General features: G+C 61.9%; 25 protein-coding genes. 24 read left to right on the top strand and 1 reads right to left on the bottom strand.

Going from position 1 to position 18081, the window contains the following annotated elements; translation table 11 throughout:
• The first annotated feature begins 21 nt into the window (after nucleotides 1-21).
• The 23 genes from BG57_RS33025 to BG57_RS14005 all read left to right on the top strand — a co-directional run bounded on the left by BG57_RS33025 (nucleotide 22) and on the right by BG57_RS14005 (nucleotide 15306).
• Nucleotides 22-198, top strand: a complete 177-nt coding sequence (locus BG57_RS33025) for a hypothetical protein (RefSeq protein ID WP_160174731.1) — start codon at nucleotides 22-24, stop codon at nucleotides 196-198.
• Entirely contained in the window at nucleotides 198-560 is a 363-nt protein-coding gene (locus tag BG57_RS14115) for a head-tail connector protein (RefSeq protein WP_035964411.1), read from the top strand. Before BG57_RS33025 ends, BG57_RS14115 begins: the two co-directional genes overlap by 1 nt.
• A complete protein-coding gene (locus BG57_RS14110) occupies nucleotides 560-886 on the top strand; it encodes a phage head closure protein (protein ID WP_035964407.1) in 327 nt (108 codons plus the stop codon). Before BG57_RS14115 ends, BG57_RS14110 begins: the two co-directional genes overlap by 1 nt.
• The gene (locus BG57_RS14105) at nucleotides 879-1232 is read left to right on the top strand and encodes a DUF3168 domain-containing protein (RefSeq protein ID WP_035964404.1); all 354 of its coding nucleotides are present in this window, start codon (nucleotides 879-881) and stop codon (nucleotides 1230-1232) included. Before BG57_RS14110 ends, BG57_RS14105 begins: the two co-directional genes overlap by 8 nt.
• 4 nt (nucleotides 1233-1236) lie before the next feature.
• Nucleotides 1237-1665: a phage tail tube protein gene (locus tag BG57_RS14100; protein ID WP_035964401.1), complete on the top strand. Its 429-nt coding sequence runs from the start codon at nucleotides 1237-1239 to the stop codon at nucleotides 1663-1665.
• 13 nt (nucleotides 1666-1678) lie between these two features.
• Nucleotides 1679-2050, top strand: a complete 372-nt coding sequence (locus BG57_RS14095) for a hypothetical protein (protein ID WP_035964398.1) — start codon at nucleotides 1679-1681, stop codon at nucleotides 2048-2050.
• Nucleotides 2051-2064: 14 nt separating this feature from the next.
• Nucleotides 2065-2391: a phage tail assembly protein T gene (locus tag BG57_RS31195; RefSeq protein ID WP_081850903.1), complete on the top strand. Its 327-nt coding sequence runs from the start codon at nucleotides 2065-2067 to the stop codon at nucleotides 2389-2391.
• Nucleotides 2384-2818, top strand: a complete 435-nt coding sequence (locus tag BG57_RS14085; RefSeq protein ID WP_052005805.1) for an HK97-gp10 family putative phage morphogenesis protein — start codon at nucleotides 2384-2386, stop codon at nucleotides 2816-2818. The genes BG57_RS31195 and BG57_RS14085 overlap by 8 nt, the downstream gene beginning before the upstream one ends.
• Entirely contained in the window at nucleotides 2808-4673 is a 1866-nt protein-coding gene (locus tag BG57_RS14080) for a tail fiber domain-containing protein (RefSeq protein WP_035964395.1), read from the top strand. The genes BG57_RS14085 and BG57_RS14080 overlap by 11 nt, the downstream gene beginning before the upstream one ends.
• Nucleotides 4670-5350 carry a phage minor tail protein L gene (locus BG57_RS14075; RefSeq protein ID WP_035964386.1) on the top strand — a complete coding sequence of 227 codons (681 nt, stop codon included), beginning with the start codon at nucleotides 4670-4672 and terminating at the stop codon, nucleotides 5348-5350. The genes BG57_RS14080 and BG57_RS14075 overlap by 4 nt, the downstream gene beginning before the upstream one ends.
• Nucleotides 5350-6096 (top strand): C40 family peptidase, encoded by a 747-nt coding sequence (locus BG57_RS14070; RefSeq protein WP_035964383.1) that lies wholly within the window; start codon nucleotides 5350-5352, stop codon nucleotides 6094-6096. The genes BG57_RS14075 and BG57_RS14070 overlap by 1 nt, the downstream gene beginning before the upstream one ends.
• The gene (locus BG57_RS14065; protein ID WP_035964382.1) at nucleotides 6093-6677 is read left to right on the top strand and encodes a tail assembly protein; all 585 of its coding nucleotides are present in this window, start codon (nucleotides 6093-6095) and stop codon (nucleotides 6675-6677) included. The genes BG57_RS14070 and BG57_RS14065 overlap by 4 nt, the downstream gene beginning before the upstream one ends.
• A 1-nt stretch (nucleotide 6678) precedes the next feature.
• Nucleotides 6679-10074: a TipJ family phage tail tip protein gene (locus tag BG57_RS14060; protein ID WP_035964381.1), complete on the top strand. Its 3396-nt coding sequence runs from the start codon at nucleotides 6679-6681 to the stop codon at nucleotides 10072-10074.
• A 19-nt stretch (nucleotides 10075-10093) separates the two neighbouring features.
• On the top strand, nucleotides 10094-11146 hold the full coding sequence (locus BG57_RS14050) for a hypothetical protein (RefSeq protein WP_152562590.1): 1053 nt from the start codon (nucleotides 10094-10096) through the stop codon (nucleotides 11144-11146).
• A gap of 7 nt (nucleotides 11147-11153) precedes the next feature.
• Nucleotides 11154-11468, top strand: coding sequence for a hypothetical protein (locus BG57_RS14045; protein ID WP_035964373.1), 315 nt, complete (start codon nucleotides 11154-11156; stop codon nucleotides 11466-11468).
• An 83-nt stretch (nucleotides 11469-11551) separates the two neighbouring features.
• Nucleotides 11552-11770 (top strand): hypothetical protein, encoded by a 219-nt coding sequence (locus tag BG57_RS14040; protein WP_035964368.1) that lies wholly within the window; start codon nucleotides 11552-11554, stop codon nucleotides 11768-11770.
• Nucleotides 11767-12222 carry a hypothetical protein gene (locus BG57_RS14035; protein ID WP_035964366.1) on the top strand — a complete coding sequence of 152 codons (456 nt, stop codon included), beginning with the start codon at nucleotides 11767-11769 and terminating at the stop codon, nucleotides 12220-12222. The genes BG57_RS14040 and BG57_RS14035 overlap by 4 nt, the downstream gene beginning before the upstream one ends.
• Complete coding sequence (locus BG57_RS14030; protein WP_035964364.1) at nucleotides 12219-12794, top strand: hypothetical protein; 576 nt, start codon at nucleotides 12219-12221, stop codon at nucleotides 12792-12794. Before BG57_RS14035 ends, BG57_RS14030 begins: the two co-directional genes overlap by 4 nt.
• A 104-nt stretch (nucleotides 12795-12898) precedes the next feature.
• Complete coding sequence (locus BG57_RS14025; protein ID WP_052005817.1) at nucleotides 12899-13894, top strand: P63C domain-containing protein; 996 nt, start codon at nucleotides 12899-12901, stop codon at nucleotides 13892-13894.
• A 102-nt stretch (nucleotides 13895-13996) separates the two neighbouring features.
• On the top strand, nucleotides 13997-14281 hold the full coding sequence (locus BG57_RS14020; RefSeq protein WP_229753863.1) for a DUF7940 domain-containing protein: 285 nt from the start codon (nucleotides 13997-13999) through the stop codon (nucleotides 14279-14281).
• Nucleotides 14268-14771: a hypothetical protein gene (locus BG57_RS14015; protein ID WP_035964363.1), complete on the top strand. Its 504-nt coding sequence runs from the start codon at nucleotides 14268-14270 to the stop codon at nucleotides 14769-14771. Before BG57_RS14020 ends, BG57_RS14015 begins: the two co-directional genes overlap by 14 nt.
• On the top strand, nucleotides 14768-15085 hold the full coding sequence (locus tag BG57_RS14010; RefSeq protein WP_035964362.1) for a hypothetical protein: 318 nt from the start codon (nucleotides 14768-14770) through the stop codon (nucleotides 15083-15085). The genes BG57_RS14015 and BG57_RS14010 overlap by 4 nt, the downstream gene beginning before the upstream one ends.
• Complete coding sequence (locus BG57_RS14005) at nucleotides 15082-15306, top strand: hypothetical protein (protein ID WP_035964361.1); 225 nt, start codon at nucleotides 15082-15084, stop codon at nucleotides 15304-15306. Before BG57_RS14010 ends, BG57_RS14005 begins: the two co-directional genes overlap by 4 nt.
• Nucleotides 15307-15764: 458 nt before the next feature.
• Here BG57_RS14005 and BG57_RS13995 read toward each other — a convergent pair whose 3' ends face one another.
• Nucleotides 15765-16526 carry a TerC family protein gene (locus BG57_RS13995; protein ID WP_035964349.1) on the bottom strand — a complete coding sequence of 254 codons (762 nt, stop codon included), beginning with the start codon at nucleotides 16524-16526 and terminating at the stop codon, nucleotides 15765-15767.
• Nucleotides 16527-16799: 273 nt separating this feature from the next.
• Here BG57_RS13995 and BG57_RS13990 point away from each other — a divergent pair, with 273 nt between their 5' ends.
• Complete coding sequence (locus BG57_RS13990; RefSeq protein ID WP_035964343.1) at nucleotides 16800-17936, top strand: OpgC domain-containing protein; 1137 nt, start codon at nucleotides 16800-16802, stop codon at nucleotides 17934-17936.
• Nucleotides 17937-18081 lie beyond the last annotated feature (145 nt).

Genomic DNA, 18081 nt, shown 5'->3' with positions numbered 1-18081 from the left:
GGCTCGAAACAGGAGGTCGATGTGAAGATCAAAGCGAAGGTCCTGCATCCGTTCCAACATGACCGCTTCTACAAGCAAGGCGAGATCGTGAGCATGGAGAAAATCATGTTCGACGACCTGCAGCCGCAAGGCTTGGTTGAAGAGGTGAAGGTCCGGACGTCGGAAGACATCGAAACCAAGCCGAAGAAGGCGAAGTAATGGCGGACGCAACGCCCATCATCTCGACGGACCAGGCTCTCGCGCACCTGCGGGTCGACGCAGGTGCTGATGACGCGATCATCGCGCTCTATGTCAGCGCAGCCGTGCAGTCTGCGTCCGATTTCCTCAATCGCCAGATCTACGCCAATGCTGACGACATGGCCGCGGCCGTGCTCGCTGGGACGGCTGGAGATGATCCGATCGTCATCAACGACGCGGTGCGCGCGGCGATCCTGCTGATTCTTGGCAAGCTGTACGCGTATCGCGAGGACGTCGTCGTCGGCACGTCGTCGAGCGTCATGGAGTTGCCCGCCGGCTCTAAGCAGCTGCTGTTTCCGTATCGCGCGGGGCTAGGCGTCTGATGCGCGCGGGCGATCTCAACCGGCGCGTGCGCATCGAGCGCAACGGCAGCGGCACCGATGATCTCGGGCAGCCGGTCGACGGCTGGACAGAGGTCGCTACCGTCTGGGGCAACGTGCGCATGCTCAGCGGCAAGGAAACCGCCCAGGCGAACGCCGACGTCGGCAGCGCGACGGCGAGCATCCGCATTCGGTATCGCACGGACATCACGAACGGAATGCGCGCGATCGTCGATGGCGTGATCTTCAACATCCTGCAGCCGCTTCCTAACGTTGCCGCGCGCGACTACACGGATCTGGCGTGCAGCACCGGCTCGAACAATGGCTAGCGCGGAATCGGTCACGTACGGCGCGCTGAAGGCGCTCGCCGGCGGTCGCGTGTATCCGGACGTCGCGCCTGCGAGCCCGGTTAAGCCATACATCGTCTATCAGAGCGTCGGCGGGACGGACGAAACGACGTTCGACGGCGCCGACACGCTGCAAAACAGCCGCATGCAAGTTTCGGTCTGGTCCATCAGCCGGAGCGAAGCGGCAAGCATCATCAAACAGGTTCGTGCTGCGCTGACTGCCGAACCTGTGCAAGGCGTGCCGATTGGCGCGCCGGTGAGCGTCTACGAAGACGACACGAAGCTTTACGGCAGTCAGCAGGATTTTTCAATCTGGTATCAGGAGTGAACCCATGACCAGCACCGCAATTTCGTCGCAAGGCACGAAGATCTCGAAGAACACCGGCACGACGCAGACGCCGGTCTGGACCGCAGTCAAGAACGTTTCCAACCTCAACGGTTTCTCGGGCTCCGCGAGCGACATCGACGTCACCGACTTCGACAGCACCGCGAAGGAGTACCGCCAAGGGCTGCAGGACTGGGACACGGTGTCGTTCGACATCAACGTCAACATGAAGGAAGCCAGTCACGCGGCTCTGCTCGCGGACAAGCGTTCCGGCGTGGTATCGCAGTACCAGGTGCTGCTGAGCGATGGCACGACCATCGAATTCGAAGGCTACGTGAAGTCGTTCCCGATCACCGCTGGCGTCGATGCTGTCGTGAAGGGCACCGTTGCGATCAAGATCTCCGGCGACATCGATGTCACGCCGGCGGCGGCTTAAGGAGCGTCCGTCCATGCTGACGAAAGAGCAACTCCTCGCGCTGGCACAACCGCCGATCGAGACGGTCAACGTCGAAGGCCTCGGCGAAATCCGCGTCAAGGTAATGGACGGCTTCGCGCGCGACGCGCTGCAGAAGACGCTGCAGGAGCAGGGCACCAGCGACAGCGTCTATTTCTCTGCTGTGATCGTCGCCACGGTCGTCGACGACAAGGGCGAGCCGATGTTCACGACCGCCGATCTCGACACTCTGCGCGGCATGAGCGCCGACACCGTTCGTCGGATCGGCCTTGCGTGCACGAAGGTCAACGCACTTGGCGCGACGCAAACGCAGGAAGCTGAAAAAAACTCCGACGCCATCCAGAACGGATCTTCTGGCACCGCCTAGCGCTCGCGCTCGGAATGTCCGTCGCGCGAGCTCAACGCGAGATAACCAGTGTTGAGTTCGCTGACTGGATGGCCTTCTACAACATCGAGCCGTTCGGCGACCGCATAGCGGACATCCGCATGGGGATGCTGGCGGCGACCACCGCGAACATCCACCGCGACCCGAAGACCAAGGCGTTCGAGCCGGCGGACTTCATGCCGTGGGTGAAGCAGCCGAAGAAGGAAGTTTTGTTCGACGATCCCAAGGATCAGGCGCGCTTCGTCGCTCTCGCGATGTTCGGAATCGACCTTTCGCAAGCGAAGGGCAAGAAGTTCAAGGTCAAGCGGAACCGGAATGACTAAAAAGATCGAGGTCGTCAACCCGACAGCGCTGACCGACTATCTCGATCGGCTCGGCACCATCGCCAGCGAGGAAGTCCTTCGGCAGGCGGCGGTCGCCGGCGCGCGCCTGATCCATGCAGAAGCGCGGATGCGGGCGCCGATCGGCACGGCATACGAACGTAAGGGAACGCAGCACGTGCCCGGCACGCTGAAGCGATCGATTCTGATCGCGTTTGACAAAGAAGAATCAATCGAAGGCCATCGCGCCGTTTACCTGGTGACATGGTCGAAGGACGCCTTTTATGGCCGGTTCGTCGAGTTCGGAACGTCGCACGCCGCGGCGAAGCCGTTCCTGCGGCCGGCATTCGAAGCGAAGAAGCGGGCGGCGGCAGACGCCGTCATCGAAGTGATACAGAAGAAGGCTGAGGAGGCCGGGCGTGGCGAATGAAACCGTCGTTAAGGTAGGAGCCGATGCATCCGGCTATACCGCCGAGCTTGAGAAGGCGCGCAAGTCGGCCAACGCGTTCATCAACACCCAGGCCGACATGGCCAAGCGCACGGCTCTCGCGCAGGATGCGATCGCTGAGGCAGCCGCGAGCGGCTCGGATGCGAGCGCGCGTGCAGTCAAGTCATTCACCGACGCGCTGCTGAAGAATGCGTCGACGGCGGGGAAGTCTCGCGCCGAGATTCTGGCCATGCGCGCCGCGAATCTCGGCCTGTCGGATTCGGTGAAGCCATACATCGACCAGATCGCCAAGGCGTCGGAGCATACGCATAGCTTCAGCCTTGAGTCTTCGGCGGCGAAGCGCGAGCTGCTGGTGCTCGGACACGAGCTGTCGCAGGGCAACTACAAGCAGTTCGCCGGCTCGCTGCTCGTGATGGCGGAGGCGACCGGGGCGTTCAACATGCTGCTGAATCCGGTCGTGCTCGGCGTCGGCGCATTCGTCGGCGTGCTCGCGATTGCGGCTCACTCGACGTTCGCCGCGCGGGAAGAACTCGCCACCTACGGTGAAACGGTCGAGAAGATCTCGAAGCAGACCGGGCTTTCGACCGACGATGTGCAGAAATTCGGCTTCGCGGCGAAGACTGTTGGTGTTGAGACGAAAGATGCAGCCGACGCGCTTGCAGACCTGACCAAAGCGCAGAACGAGGCGCAGCACGGAAACAAGGATGCGGCCGCCGCATTTTCGGCGGTCGGCATCAGCCTGAAGACGCTCAAAACTGCTTCACCCGAAGACCTGCTCACGCGGGTCGCCGACGCGTTCGCGAAGAGCGCAGACGGTGCGGGTAAAGCCGCGGTGGCGAACGAGCTGTTCGGCACGTCGGGCAAGAACCTTATTCCGCTGCTCGACCAGGGTTCGGCGCGGCTCGCGCAACTCGGCGCGACCGCGACGGAAGAGTCGGCTCTTCTTGACTCAGATGGTACGCATGCCGTCGGATGCCTGATGCGAAGCCGCACGAACTCCGACAATGAAACGGTCGCCGGGAACAGCACCGTCAATGGAAACGAAGCCATTGGCGGAACGCTGGGGGTTAATGGGGCAGCGACGTTCTCCTCGACGGTAGGCATCGCCGGAGGTGCAAACTTCGGTTCTGCGGGGCAGGCGTCTATCTCCGTTGCTGGTGCCTATTCGGGGCCTAGTGCTGCATATTCGGGAAATGTGACCGTGGGCGGCACTCTTGGTGTCACTGGTGCGCAGACTTTCACGGGAGCCGCGACGTTTAATGGCGCAGCGTACTTGCTGGGGTCGGTGACAGCCTTCAACTGCACGCAGACGGCAAATCAATACCAGGGCACCGGGACGCAGAACGGATTCCACGTCGAGGCGGGCGGGCTCTTCGTCTCGCAAAGCGTGGGCGTGAATGCGTATCTCACGAAACCGTCGGGATACACGAATGCGGCGTTCCTCGCGTTCTTCGTTGGTGGTACCGGCCTCGGCACGATCTACGCGAGCGGCACGAGCGTCGTCTACGGTACGGGCTCGGACTATCGCCTGAAGTACAAGGTGAAGGCGCTCACTGGGTCGACCGATCGACTGCGCGCGACACGCCCAGTCTGCTATTTGATGAAGGCCGACAAGTCGAAGGTCACGCATCGAGGCTTCATCGCGCACGAGCTGCAGGCGATCTATCCGGAAGCCGTCGGCGGCGAAAAGGACGGCAAGGACATGCAGGTCGTCGACTATGGCCGCATCACGCCGGACATCGTCGCTTCGACGGTCGAAGCGCATGATCGGCTCGATGCACTGACGCGGCGCGTCGAGGAGTTGACGCGCGCGCTCGCGGCAGGGAGCGGCAAGTGACTATCACGGCCGACATCCAGCAACTGGAGCCAGGTCGGCTCGTCGAGTTGTTCGAGGTCGATTGCACCGCGATCGGTGGCGAGATACTGCGCTTTCAGGGTCACCTGCAAACGGCATCGATCTTCTGGCAGGGCAACGAATATAAGCCGTGGCCGATTCAGGCGACGGGCTTCGAGCACACGTCCGACGCGCAGCAGCCGGAGCCGAAGCTGACCGTCGCGAACGTCGACGGCACAATCTCGGCGCTGTGCGTCTATCTCGCGGACATGGTCGGCGCGAAGGTTCGCCGGCGGCGCACGCTGAGCAAGTATCTCGACGCGGTCAACTTTCCGGGCGGCAATCCGACGGCGGACCCGACCCAAGAGATGGCGACCGAGCTGTGGTACATCGAGCAGAAGAGCAGCGAAACGAACGCGCAGGTCGAGTTCACGCTGTCAAGCGCGCTCGACTTCGGCGGCCAGCAGCTGCCGGCGCGCCAGATCGTGACGATCTGCCAGTGGCAATACCGCGATGCGAATTGCGGCTACACGGGAACGGCGTATTTCGATGCGAACGACCAACCGGTGAGCGATCCCTCGCTCGACCGGTGCAGCAAACGAATCAGCGGCTGCGAATGCCGCTTCGGCGTCAACGAGCCGCTCAGTTTCGGCGGCTTTCTCAGCGACACCCTTTCCTGATGAACGAAGAGACGAAAAAAGCGATCGCGGATCACGCGCTCGCGGCGTACCCGCGCGAGTGCTGCGGGCTGGTCGTCTTGCACAACGGTGCGGAGCGCTATGTGCCGTGCCGCAATGTCGCGGGCGCGCCGGAAGAGCATTTCGTGATGTCGGCGGAGGACTACGCGCTCGCCGAAGACATGGGGCCGATCGTCGCCGTCGTGCACTCGCATCCGGGCGCGCCCGCTCGGCCAAGCATGGCCGACAAGGCGATGGCCGAAAAGAGCGGCGTCGACAAGTGGGTGATTATTTCCGTCGGCATTCAGGGCGACGGCGCCGTCGCTGCGGAAGACTGGTGCGAGTTTGGTCCGACCGGCTACGTTGCGCCGCTCGTCGGCCGTGAGTGGGCGCACGGCACGCTCGACTGCTACGGCATCGTGCGCGACTGGTATCGGCTCGAGCGCGGCATCGATCTGCCTGACTTCGAGCGCGCTGAGAAGTGGTGGGAAGACGGCCAGTCGAACCTCTACATGGACAACTTCGCCGCGGCCGGCTTCGTTGACGTCGGCCAAGACGCAGAGTTGCAGCCGGGCGACGTGCTGCTGATGCAGATCCGCTCGAAGGTGCCGAATCACGCAGGCATCTATCTGGGCGACAACATCATGCTGCATCACATGTACGGACGCCTGTCGGGTCGAACCGTGTGGGGCGGCATGTGGGCGCACGCGCTGCGCACGGTGCTTCGATACAAGGGGAATGCAGCGTGAGCGACAAGCTTCGAACCATCCGGTTGTATGGGGTGCTCGGCGTCCGCTTCGGGCGAGTGCATCGGCTCGCAGTCGCTTCGACGTCTGAGGCGGTCCGCGCGCTCGGCGTCCTGCTGCCTGGCTTCCGCAAGTTCATGCTCACCGCGAAGGATAACGGGCTGACGTTCGCGGTCTTTAACGGCCGCCGCAACCTCGCGGAAGACGAGCTGCCGCATCCGGTCGGCGATGAAGAAATCCGCATTGCGCCCATTCTCATCGGCAGCAAGAGCGGGGGCCTCTTCCAGACGATCCTCGGCGCCGCGATGGTCGTCGTCGGCGCAGTCGCGAGCGCATACGGACAGCCATGGGGTGCTCAACTGATCGGGCTTGGCGCGTCGATGGCGCTTGGTGGCGTCATTCAGATGCTGAGCCCGCAGACGACCGGCCTCGCGAGCACGAGCGGTGACAACGGCACCTCCTATTACTTCAATGGCCCGGTCAACAGCGCCGCACAAGGCGACTGCGTGCCGATTGTCTACGGCCGCATGCGCGTCGGCTCGAAGGTGATCAGCGCGGGCATCTACGCGGAAGATCAGGCCTGATATGCGCATTCATGGAGCGAAGGGCGGCGCAACGGCGAGCACGCCGACGGAGTCGCCGGATAGCCTGCATTCGATCGCCTATGCGAAGGTGCTCGATCTCGTTTCCGAAGGTCCGATCGTCGGCCTAGTGAACGGCTTGCAGTCGGTCTTTCTCGACGACACGCCGATTCAGAACAGCGACGGCTCGACGAACTTCTCGAATTACGCGGTTGACACGCGCGTCGGCACGCAGGATCAGGCGTACATGTCCGGCTTCCCGGCCGTCGAGAACGAAACAGCGGTGAGCGTGCCGCTTACGTCAGACACGCCGTGGGTGCATCAGCTTCAAGACACGCAGCTCACTGCGGCGCGCATCCGCTTCGGGCTGCCAGCGTTCCAGCAGTCGAATCAATCGACCGGCGATGTCACGGGTTATCGGGTCGAATATGCGATTGACCTCGCCGTCGATGGCGGCGCATATGCCCAGGTTCTGACAGGCGCATTCGACGGGAAGACCACGTCGCTCTATGAACGCAGCGTGCGCATTGAGTTGCCCACGGCGACGACCGGGTGGCTCGTGCGCGTGCGCCGTCTGACCGCTAATGCGCATAGCTCGCTAATCGCGGACACGGTCAACATCGAGGCGATTACTGAGATCATCGACCGCAAGCTGCGCTATCCGATGAGTGCGCTTGTTGGCTTGTCGTTCGACGCCCGCTCGTTTAGCTCCGTGCCGACGCGGTCCTACGACATCAAAGGCGTGATTATCCGTGTGCCGTCTAACTATGATCCGGATACGCGCAATTACTCGGGAGCATGGGACGGCACCTTCAAGACGGCGTGGACGGACAATCCTGCATGGATCTTCTACGACATCGTGCTCAACGAGCGATACGGCCTCGGTAAGCTCGTCGACGCGTCGATGATCGACAAGTGGAATCTGTATCAGATCGGCCAGTATTGCGACGTCATGGTGTCTGACGGCAAGGGCGGACAGGAACCGCGCTTCACCTGCAATGCCGTCATCCAGTCGCGCGCTGACGCATACAAGGTGCTGCAGGATCTCGCGACCGTCTTCCGTGGCATCGCTTACTGGGGGCCGGGGCAGGTCGTCGCTAATGCCGACATGCCGCAGGATCCGGAATACGTCTACACGGCTGCCAACGTCGTCGGCGGCTCCTTCGAATATGTCGGCTCGTCGCGCAAGACTCGGTACACGACTGCGCTCATCAGCTGGAACGACCCGGCCAGCAGCTATCAGCAGGCCGTCGAGTACGTGCCTGACGAAGATGGCATGGCGCGCTATGGCGTGATGAAGGCGGAGATCACCGCGTTCGGCACGACGTCGCAAGGGCAGGCGCATCGTCTCGGGCTCTGGACGCTGCTGACATCTCGCTACGAGACGAACACCGTCTCGTTTAGCGTCGGGCTCGACGGCACGCTTTGCCCGCCAGGCACGATCATCGCCGTGGCGGACCCGGCGAAGGGCGGGCGGCGCATCGGTGGCCGCATTCGCGCGGCGAGCGGTCGCGTCGTGACGCTCGACAAGGCGCCGACGGTTTCAGTCGGCGACACGCTGACGGTCGTGCTTCCGTCCGGCTTGGCGCAGAAGCGCACGGTGCAGAGCGTCGCCGGCGACAGCATCACAGTCATCGACGCGTTCACGACGCAGCCATCCGCCGGCGCGATCTGGATGCTGGAGAGCGCCGACCTCGCCGCGCAGCTCTTTCGCGTTGTGAGCGTGCAAGAGTCGGACGACGACGGGCAGATCACCTACACGATCAACGCCGCGCAGTACGAGCCGGGCAAATATGCGGCCATCGACAGCGGCGCGGCCATTCAGGTGCGCCCGGTCACAGTCATTCCTCCGTCTGTACAGCCGCCGCCGGCGAACGTCCGCATGTCGACGTATTCGACGATCGATCAGGGCATTGCGAAGACGACCATGGTCATCGCGTGGGACGCCGCGGGTAAGGCGGTGTCGTACCTGCCTGAATGGCGCAAGGACAATGGCGAATGGGTGACGGTCAACCCGACCGGCGGACTGCAAGCGGAAGTCGCAGGCATCTATCAGGGCACGTATTTGGCGCGGGTGCGTGCGCAGAACGCCATGGGTGTGACGTCGGTCCCGGCGTACAGCACCGACACGACGCTCACCGGAAAGACCAGTCCACCGCCGTCGGTCGCGTCATTGACGACGGAATCGAAGGTCTTCGACATCGATGTCACGTGGACGTTTCCGGCCGACGGATCGGCGGGCGATACGCAGCGCACCGAACTCTGGTACAGCCGCACGCCGGCGCGCGCCGATGCGGTGAAGCAGGCTGACTATGCGTATCCGCAGGCAACCGCAAGTCTGATGGGCTTGGCCGCGGGGCAGGCTTTCTATTTCTGGGCGCGGCTCGTCGATACCTCGGGCAACATCGGTCCGTGGTTTCCGGCTGGCGATCCGGGCGTTCACGGCATCAGCAGCACGGACGCCGACGAATACAACGCGTATTTCGCCGGGCTGATCACGAAGACGGCGCTCGGCGCGGATCTGCTGTCTGAGATCGACGCGATCCCCGACCTACAGCAAACCGTCACGGAAACTGCGGCAGCGATCACTCAGGAAGCGCAATCGCGTGCTGACGCCGACAGTGCGCTGTCCCAGCGGCTCGACGTCGTGAGCGCACAAGTGCTGGTGCCGCCGCTCGCGGGCAGCACGGATGACTACGCAGGCTCGACGGAAATCTATGCCGGCGTGTGGTCGGAACAGAGTGCACGCGCCGAGGCTGATCTCGCGATCGCGCGCAACGTCGAGACCGTCACCGCGCAGGTCACATCGAGCAGCACTCAGCTGATCGCTGCGGTGCAGACGGAAACGCAAGCACGCGTCGACGCAGACGCCGCGCAAGCGTCGCAAATCACGACGGTCCAAGCGACGGCGAACAGCGCGCAGGCGCTGGCGCAGACGGCGTCGAATTCTTACGCTGACATCAACGGCCGCGTTGCCGCGTCGTATCAGATCAAGACGCAGATCACGTCGAATGGCCGAACCTACATCGCTGGCATCGGCGTGGGTGTCGACAACACGAGCGGCACCGTCGAGTCACAGGTGTTGGTGTCGGCATCGCGCTTTGCTGTTCTTGACCCGAACGGTTCGGCAGTGACGGCGCCCTTCGTGATTCAGGGCGGCCAGGTGTTCATGAGCCAGGCGCTGATCGGCGTCGGCTGGATTCAAAACGCCATGATTGGCGACGTCATCCAGGCGACGGCGGTCGGCGCGAACGGTCAGCCGCGCTGGGTGCTCAACAAGAACGGAGCGCTGACGATGAACGGCGCGAACAACGGCGACGGGTACACCGTGATCGACGACAGCGGTGGCCGCACGTATGACGCCAACGGCACGTTGCGCGTCCGATGGGGGAAATGGTAATGCCCGTAGGACTTCAGATATGGGATGCGCAGGGCCGGCTCGTCGTAGACCTCACCACACGGCTTGCGCGGATAGTTGGCTCCGTCGTAATCGACGGAAACCCATTTCAAGTTTCGAGCCCCTTGCTCGCGCAAGGCGACATCTTTGTCGCGTTTCAGCCCACAAACCTCTGGAATTTCATCGATATGGATGTGAGCCGACCGATATTTACGATCCCCGCGCGCGGCGGCACTACCATCAGCTGGACATATTCTCCTGGCTTTGGATCGCACAATATGCGTATCGTCGGCAGCATGTTTTACGGGGTGAAGTGATGCCTGCAGGTTTTCAGAGTTTCGCCGCCGATGGTACGAACACGATCCAGATCGATAGCGACAGCGGCCTGCCGAATTTCCAACTGCGGCAGAAGATCACGCAGACGATGGCCGTTGGTGCCATTCCGGTCTACACGGTGGCTAGCGGTCAGCGATACCTATCTAGCGGGCCGGTTACGACGTTCTCGTTCTATGCAGTCAGTCCACTAGTCGTGTTCGAGTGCAGCGGCGCCCACGTCTGCCCGCATGCGTGGACGCAGTCGGGCAGCAACTTCTCGGTGACGGTCGTCGGCGACGCATCGGTTCCGGTCACGATTTACGTGTTCGATAAGAACGACTTCAGCGTCACGGCAAACCGCTTCGGCCTTCAAGTCTTCAATGCGGCCGGTGTGCTCGTCGCGGACGCGGCAGCATCTTTCGCAAAACCGGTTGGCTTCGCACAAGGCAATCCGAAGTACGCGTATGGGTCGACCGGATACACGACCGACAGCGGCACATGGGCGACGGATCAAGGCACAAACGCATTTTCGGTCGTGGAGCGGGTTGGAGTGGCGTGCATTCAGCCCGCATGGGCCATTGGTGGGGGTTCCGGTGGCGCAACGAACGCAGGCATTTATCTATCGACGTTCCGGACGTCAGGGAATTCGATCAACGCCAACATGACCGGATTCGGCGACAACCGCAACGTCAATAACTACACCGGCTTCCGTGAGGCTCTTTCATGGAGCTACATGGCAGTCGACATCTCTTACCTTTGAGGCACGCATGCCAATCGCATCTAATTACACGACGCCCAGCACGTGGGCGGTCGCGACGTATCACGTCGTGCAACAACTCACGCTCGACTATGTGTCTGGCCAGTGCACGGCAACAGTCGGGTCGTTCCTGTCGAAGGAAGCAAAGGACGCCGGCAAGTTCACGATCTATACGCAGCAGATCGTGCTCGAAGGATTGCCAGCAGCCAATGCGGACCCGAAGGCATACGCCGAAGGCGTGCTCGTCGAGGCGCAACCGGCCGATGTGACGTCACCGCCGTACGCAAACAGATACGCCTTCGCTGGCGGAACAATCGTCGAATAACCAGCGGAGCGACAGACGCAGCCGTCCTCGGCCAAGGACGGCTTTTTTTTATGCCCGGATGACCGGCGCACGAGGGGTGCTGAATGCCTGCTGATGAAATTTCGGGCTTGCGGGACAAAGTTGCTGAGCACGGCGAGGAACTTGCTGCTCTGCGGGAATGGAAAACGGGTGTCTCCATCCGAATCGATACGTTCGTCACGAAGACGGAATTTACCGTCGTGAAGATCCTCGTCTATTCGCTTGCAGGCACGACCTTGACCTCTGTTCTCGCCGCACTGCTGGCAAAGGTGATCGTTAAATGAAGCCCGAAGATCGGAAGCAGATTGTCATTGGAGGAATCTACGCCGTGACGCTTATCGCCAGCGCCGCCGCGCTGATGTATATCGCGCTTGTTGGAGGGAATCCATATCACGCTGGAGTCGTCGAAGCATACGACGCGGCTGGCGTTGCGCGATCAAGTTTTCACCGCGGCGAGTGGGTATACGTGCGGCGGCATGTCTGTCTCGATCGCGACATCTACGCGGAGCAGTCGCCCTCGCTCTACGACCTCGAACGAAAGGCGTATGTCCCGCTGCGCGGCACGGCGACGCTCGCCAAGGCGGGATGCGCGGTGCGCAGCTCGGCGTTCGAGATACCGCCCACGCTTCCTGCAGGCGACTACGAGTACCGGAACGTCTCCCGATTCCAGAACAACCTGGTCGGACGCGATGAGAGCAACGTCTATCCGCCGATACGAATCACGGTGACCGAATGACTGACCTGACAGAGCCGGTTAAGGCGCGCGATGGTGTGCACGTCGAACGAGCGTACTTCCTTCGAGCAAAGCATCTGCCGTGGGTCTGCGCGATCCTGCTATTCGGTGCGCTATGCACCGGTGTCGCGGGGGTGTACGCCGGAAGCACCATGCAGGCGAAGAAAAGCGAGCAGGACATCGTCGAGCTGAAGGAACAACTCGCGCAGCAGAAGCTCGAGTACGAACAGCGGCTTGGCAGGCAGTCGGCGCAATACGCCATCGATGTGAACAACTTCGCTGACGCGATCGCGAAGTTCGGCCAGGCGCTCGCGTTGATGGACGCGAAGAATGATCGGCGTGCCGCGGAGCGCGAGCGCGCGCAGGCCGCTGCGATCGTCGCGGCGCAGAAGGCTGCGGCAGCGGCGGCCGTTGCCGCGCAGAAGACCGATCAGATCCTGGTCAAGACTGACGTCGCTCAACAGCAGGCGACTGAGGCGGCGTCCGCCGCAAAGGCGACCGAGAAGAAGCTGGATACAGCGACGCGTGGCACCGCAGCCGTCCCGCCAACTCCGTGGACGGGAAGCCGCCGTTAGGTTTTCTGAAGTTCTTCAATGCAAGCATCAGAAACCGGAACATGCTTGCATTGCCTTTCAACTGATCATACAATGCAAGCATTGGGACAACATTGGATGCTTGCATGACAGCCGCAAAAAAAACTGCAGCAACGAAGAAGGTCGCAGCCCGGGCAAACGGGGGAGTGGCAAGAGCCAGAGCTTTGACTGAAGACAAGCGCCGTCAGATTGCGAAGAAAGCGGCGTTGGCGCGGTGGGGCGCCAAGCCACTGAAGGCAATCAGAGAAGGAAACTTTCGCGGGGAATTTGGTATCGACGTCGATTGCTATGTGCTCGACGACGAAAAGAAGACTGCGGTCATCAGCCAGCGGGGAATGGGTGTGGCGATTGGGCTCTCCTCCAGAGGAAACGCATTCCCGAGATTTGCTACCGGCAAAGTGATGGCGTCTTACCTAGGCGCGGAGCTCCGAGAGAAGATCGAGAATCCCCTTAAGTTTCAATGGGGGTCCGGCGGCGCGGAGGTTCCTCCGACGCTGGTTAATGGCTACGACGTGACGCTGCTGATCGACGTATGTAAAGCGATCTTGGACGCCGACTCGGCGGGCGATCTCGCGCCCAACCAAGCCATCCTGGCTAAGCAAGCCCGGATCATTTTGAACGCATCGGCGAAGTCCGGTATTCAGGGGCTGGTTTACGCGCTGTCCGGATACGATGCGACCCGTGAAGAGGTGATCACAGCTTTCAAGCTGTACGTCCAGGAAGAAGCGAAAGAGTACGAGAAGGAGTTCCCGCCGCAGCTCTATGAGGAATGGTACAAGCTTTATCAATTGCCGAAGTTCGATCGCGGTCGCCCCTGGGAATTCAAGACGCTCACGCTCCAACATATCTACTATCCATTGGCAAAGAGCAACGGGAAGTTGTTGGAGCTCATGCGGGCAAATAAAGAGAAGGGTGGCGATCGGACCAAGAAGCTGCACCAGTTTCTTTCGGAGATCGGAACCAGAGCACTTCGAATCCATCTAGGCCGGATACTTGAGATGACGGAGTCATCGAGTTCTCAGGAGGAGTACGAGAAAAAGATCAGGGATCGGTTCGGCGACCAACGCGAGTTCGATTTTTAGGCTCCCCCTTTCCTAGCGATTAGATTCCTTTAAGACAGCCACCTTCGGGTGGCTTTTTTTGTGCCCTGCTATGTGCGGGGCTTTTTCATCTCTGGAGCGCATATGCCTCTGATCCCGTTCACCCGGTTGCGGCTGACACTCGCCGACGGGTGGCAGAAGCTACATAAGCGCGGCACTGTAATCGCCGGCGCAGCATTCACCGCGCTGGCCGCCGCTGGCCCGCTCATCGCCCAGGCGTGGGAAGGCATGCCGCGTGAGCTGCGCGATGTCATCCCGCAAAACGTGCAGCAGTGGATCGCATACACGCTCTTCGGCTTGAGCTTCATCGCAATCCGATACACGTCCGTTCGTCGCGTGCAGAAGGAGGCCGACGATGACGCTCAATGACGTACTTCGCACGGCGATCGAGCCTGCGCTCGCGATTCTTCCGCACCAGATGGATACGCCGGAAGCGCGCGTCATGTTGCTGTCGATCGGCCTCCAAGAATCCCGGTTCGCTGTCCGTCGGCAAATGGGCGGCGGCCCGGCGCGCGGCTTCTGGCAGTGCGAGCAGGGCACGCAAAGTAGTCGAGGCGGCGTCTGGGGCTTCTTCCTGCATCCGGCCAGCCGCTACTGGATGAGCGTGCTGTGCGCCGCGCGTGGCATTGCGTTCACTCCGGCGGCCATCTACAACGCGCTAGACAAGGACGACGTGCTGGCCGCCGGTGTTGCGCGCCTCGGCCTGTTCACCGATCCGCGCAGGTTGCCGGCGACCGACGACGTCGTGGGTTCGTGGGCGCTTTATCAGCGCGTGTGGCGCCCTGGGAAACCGAAACCCGATACGTGGCCCGATCTGCATGCGCAGGCGGTCGCGGCAGTCCAAATGGAGGCAGCATGATCGAACTCTTGATGAAACTCGGTCCGTGGATTCTCGGCGGGCTCGGCCTGGCAGGGGGAATTCTGTTCGGCTCCTTTCGCCATCAGCAAGCGAAGTCCGCGACAGCCGACGCAGCCGCCGCAAAAGCGGACGCCGCGCGCGCCGTCGCGCAGAAGCAGAGCGAAGTGGATCAGGCGAATGCTGCTGCGTCTGCGGCCGGCGAGCAGGCCGTCGTCAATCGCGCATCGGCTGATCAGGCGGCTGCGTCTACAGCGCGAGAAGACCTCGACGCCGAACTCGACCAGATCGGGGCACTGCGAAAGGAGCAGCAATGAGTACGCGGGCCATGACTATCTGCTGCGCACTGGCAATCGCTGGGTGTGCGACGACAGCGCCGACGCCCCAGCCGCCGCAGACCGTGACCGTGACGAAGGTCGTTGACACGGCGTGCGACTGGGTAAAGCCGATCACGGCGAGCAAGGCCGACACCGACGAAACGAAACGGCAGATCCTCGCGCATGACCTCGCCGTCGCGAAGAACTGCGCAGCCAGATAAAAAAAGCCCGGCACGGGCCGGGCAATAGATTTAGATGAATCAAGCGCCATGCAAGCGCTCACAGTGAGTATGACCGACACGCTCCGAAACTCAAGCACGATAGTGAAGCGCTGTTTTTCGTGTATTGGGCTGTTCGTCGTCAGCGCCTATCGCGCGCACCCAGAAGGCACACCCGTTCTCGGGCAGCGCTTTCACTTGCGCGCGACCGCCGAGCATGCACAGCGCGTGATTTCCGTTTGCGACGTCGCAGCTCCAGTGCTCGCACTTGCGGCAGTGGTGGACGCCCGGCTCAGCTTGAAAGAGTCCCATGTCGGCCTGCTCGATACTGTATGGATACACAGTAATCGTATCAAGCCGCCGAGCCGATCGCGAAAAATTCGGTACGAATTCGGGACTCATGCCAGACGAACGACCGTTCGGTGTGATGCATGTTTGCACCGAACGGCTTGCGCCGCTGCTCAGTTGTCGCCTGAAACCCTTGCCGGGCTTGACCTTCGCGCCTTCGCCTTGCGCGCCAGCATGTTCAGCCCTTCGACCAGCGCGGAGAAGGCCATCGCCGCATAGATGTAGCCCTTCGGCACGTGCGAGCCGAAACCTTCGGCGATCAGCGTCATCCCGATCACGAGCAGGAAGCCCAGTGCGAGCATCACGATGGTCGGATTGCGCTCGATGAACCGCGACAGCGGCCCCGCCGCGAACAGCATCACCGTCACCGCCGCGATCACCGCGACGAACATGATCGGAATGTGCTCGGTCATGCCCACCGCCGTCACGATGCTGTCGATGGAGAACACGAGGTCGAGGACGAGAATCTGGCCGATCGCGGACAACGGCGTGAGCGTGCCGCCTGTCGCGGGGCCGGCGTCGCTATCGTCGTGCGAAACGTGATGGTGGATTTCCGTCGTCGCCTTCCAGACGAGGAAGACGCCGCCCGCAATGAGGATCAGGTCGCGCCATGAGAAGCCGTGACCGAATGCCTCGAAGATCGGCGCCGTGAGCCGCACGATCAGCGCGACGGTGCCGAGCAGGCCGAGCCGCATCACCAGCGCCAGCCCGATGCCGATGCGCTGCGTGCGCTCCCGATGGGCAAGGGGCAGTTTGTTGGTGAGGATCGAGATGAAGATCAGGTTGTCGATGCCGAGCACGACCTCCATCACGACGAGAGTCGCGAGGGCGGCCCAGGCGGCGGGATCGGTGACGAGGGCGGCGAAATAGTCCATGCGAGCGTGTTGGTTGATGTGAGAACGAGGGCGTGATCTTAGCCTGTCCGCCCATAGCTTGAAAGCAAGATGAAAACTTTTCGAGACGAACGGGGGTAGAAAGTTCTCACATATCCTAAAAAGCGACAAATATCGGATTTGAAACAGAAAACTCCGTCTGTTCCGATGATGCGCTGCCGCATTTACGGGTAAACTCCTATGCTTCGATGCCGCGTGACGCGGCCCCGCTTTTGAACCTGCCTGCGAGCCGCGCAGGAACCCACCATACGCCGCATGTCCGGAAAATCGCAACGCCTCGTCGAGCTGGATTTCTTTCGTGGACTCGTCCTGCTGATTATCGTCGTCGATCATATCGGCGGAAGCATGCTGTCGCGATTCACGCTGCATGCGTTCGCGCTGAACGACGCCGCCGAAGTCTTCGTCTTTCTCGGCGGTTTCGCCACCGCGACGGCGTATGTGTCGCTCGCGGAACGCCGCTCCGAAAGCGCGGCGCGCATGCGCTTCATCAAGCGCGCGTTCGAGATTTATCGCGCTTTCGTCGTCACCGCGGTGCTGATGCTGGTCGCCACGTTCCTGCTGCGGCCGTTCTACGGTCACGCGCCCAACCTCGCATTGCACGATCTCGACAGCCTGTTGTCCGCGCCGTTGTTGTCCATCGCGCAGATTCTGACCTTCGAGCGCCAGCCGTATCTCGCCGCCGTCCTGCCGATGTACGCGCTGTTCGCGCTCTCCGTGCCGCTCGCGCTGCCGCTGGCACGCAGCAAGCCGTGGCTGCTGCTCGGCCTGAGCCTCGCGCTGTGGGCGTGCGCGCCGCAGATCGGCGAATACATGCCTTCCGTCGACGACACCCTCTGGGACTTCAACCCCGCCGCCTGGCAACTGATGTTCATGCTCGGCGTGCTGGCGCGCTGCCAGCCGGTGTATCAGCGGATCGCGTCGCATCGCTTCGGCTGGACAATCAGCGCGGCGGCGTTCGCGCTCATCGCCGGCATGGCGTACTACAAGCTGCTCGTGTTGCCGCCCGTGCTCGACAGCGCGTTCAAGCGTGATCTGGCGGGGGCGCGCGTCGTCAACTTTCTGGCGATTGCGTGGATTGCGTCGAATCTCGCGCGCTACGGCGTCGTGAAGGCGATTGCACGGCGTTTGCCGTGGGTCGGAGCGATCGGGCGCGTCGGCATGGTTTGCTTCGTCGCGGGAACGGTGATTTCGCTCGTCGTCGATTCGATTCTTTTCACGATGACCGACGGTCTCATCAACGTGCCGGCCGGTCTTGCCGCCGATGCCATCGCGATTACCGCGCTGCTGTCGGTGCCGCGACTGCATCAGCCGGTCGCGGAGTGGCTGCGTGCGCGCCGGCCTGTACCGGCGAGTGCGGCGGTTGCTGCAGCGGACCATCGGGCAGTGCGCTAACTCCGAGAAGGGCAGCACAAGAGTGTGCTGCCCTTTTTTCAGTGCGCTAAAAGCAACTAACCGTCTATTCTTCCGGCGTCTTCGACAACTCCGGCACGACCCTTGCAGATAGCGAAGCATCCATAACCAAAAAGGACTCGCTGTC

Source organism: Caballeronia grimmiae, from assembly GCF_000698555.1.
In the GTDB taxonomy this organism is placed as follows: Bacteria; Pseudomonadota; Gammaproteobacteria; order Burkholderiales; family Burkholderiaceae; genus Caballeronia; species Caballeronia grimmiae.
The sequence above is the reverse complement of the archived record's forward strand: the minus strand, read 5'-3'. Positions and strand labels throughout refer to the sequence as shown.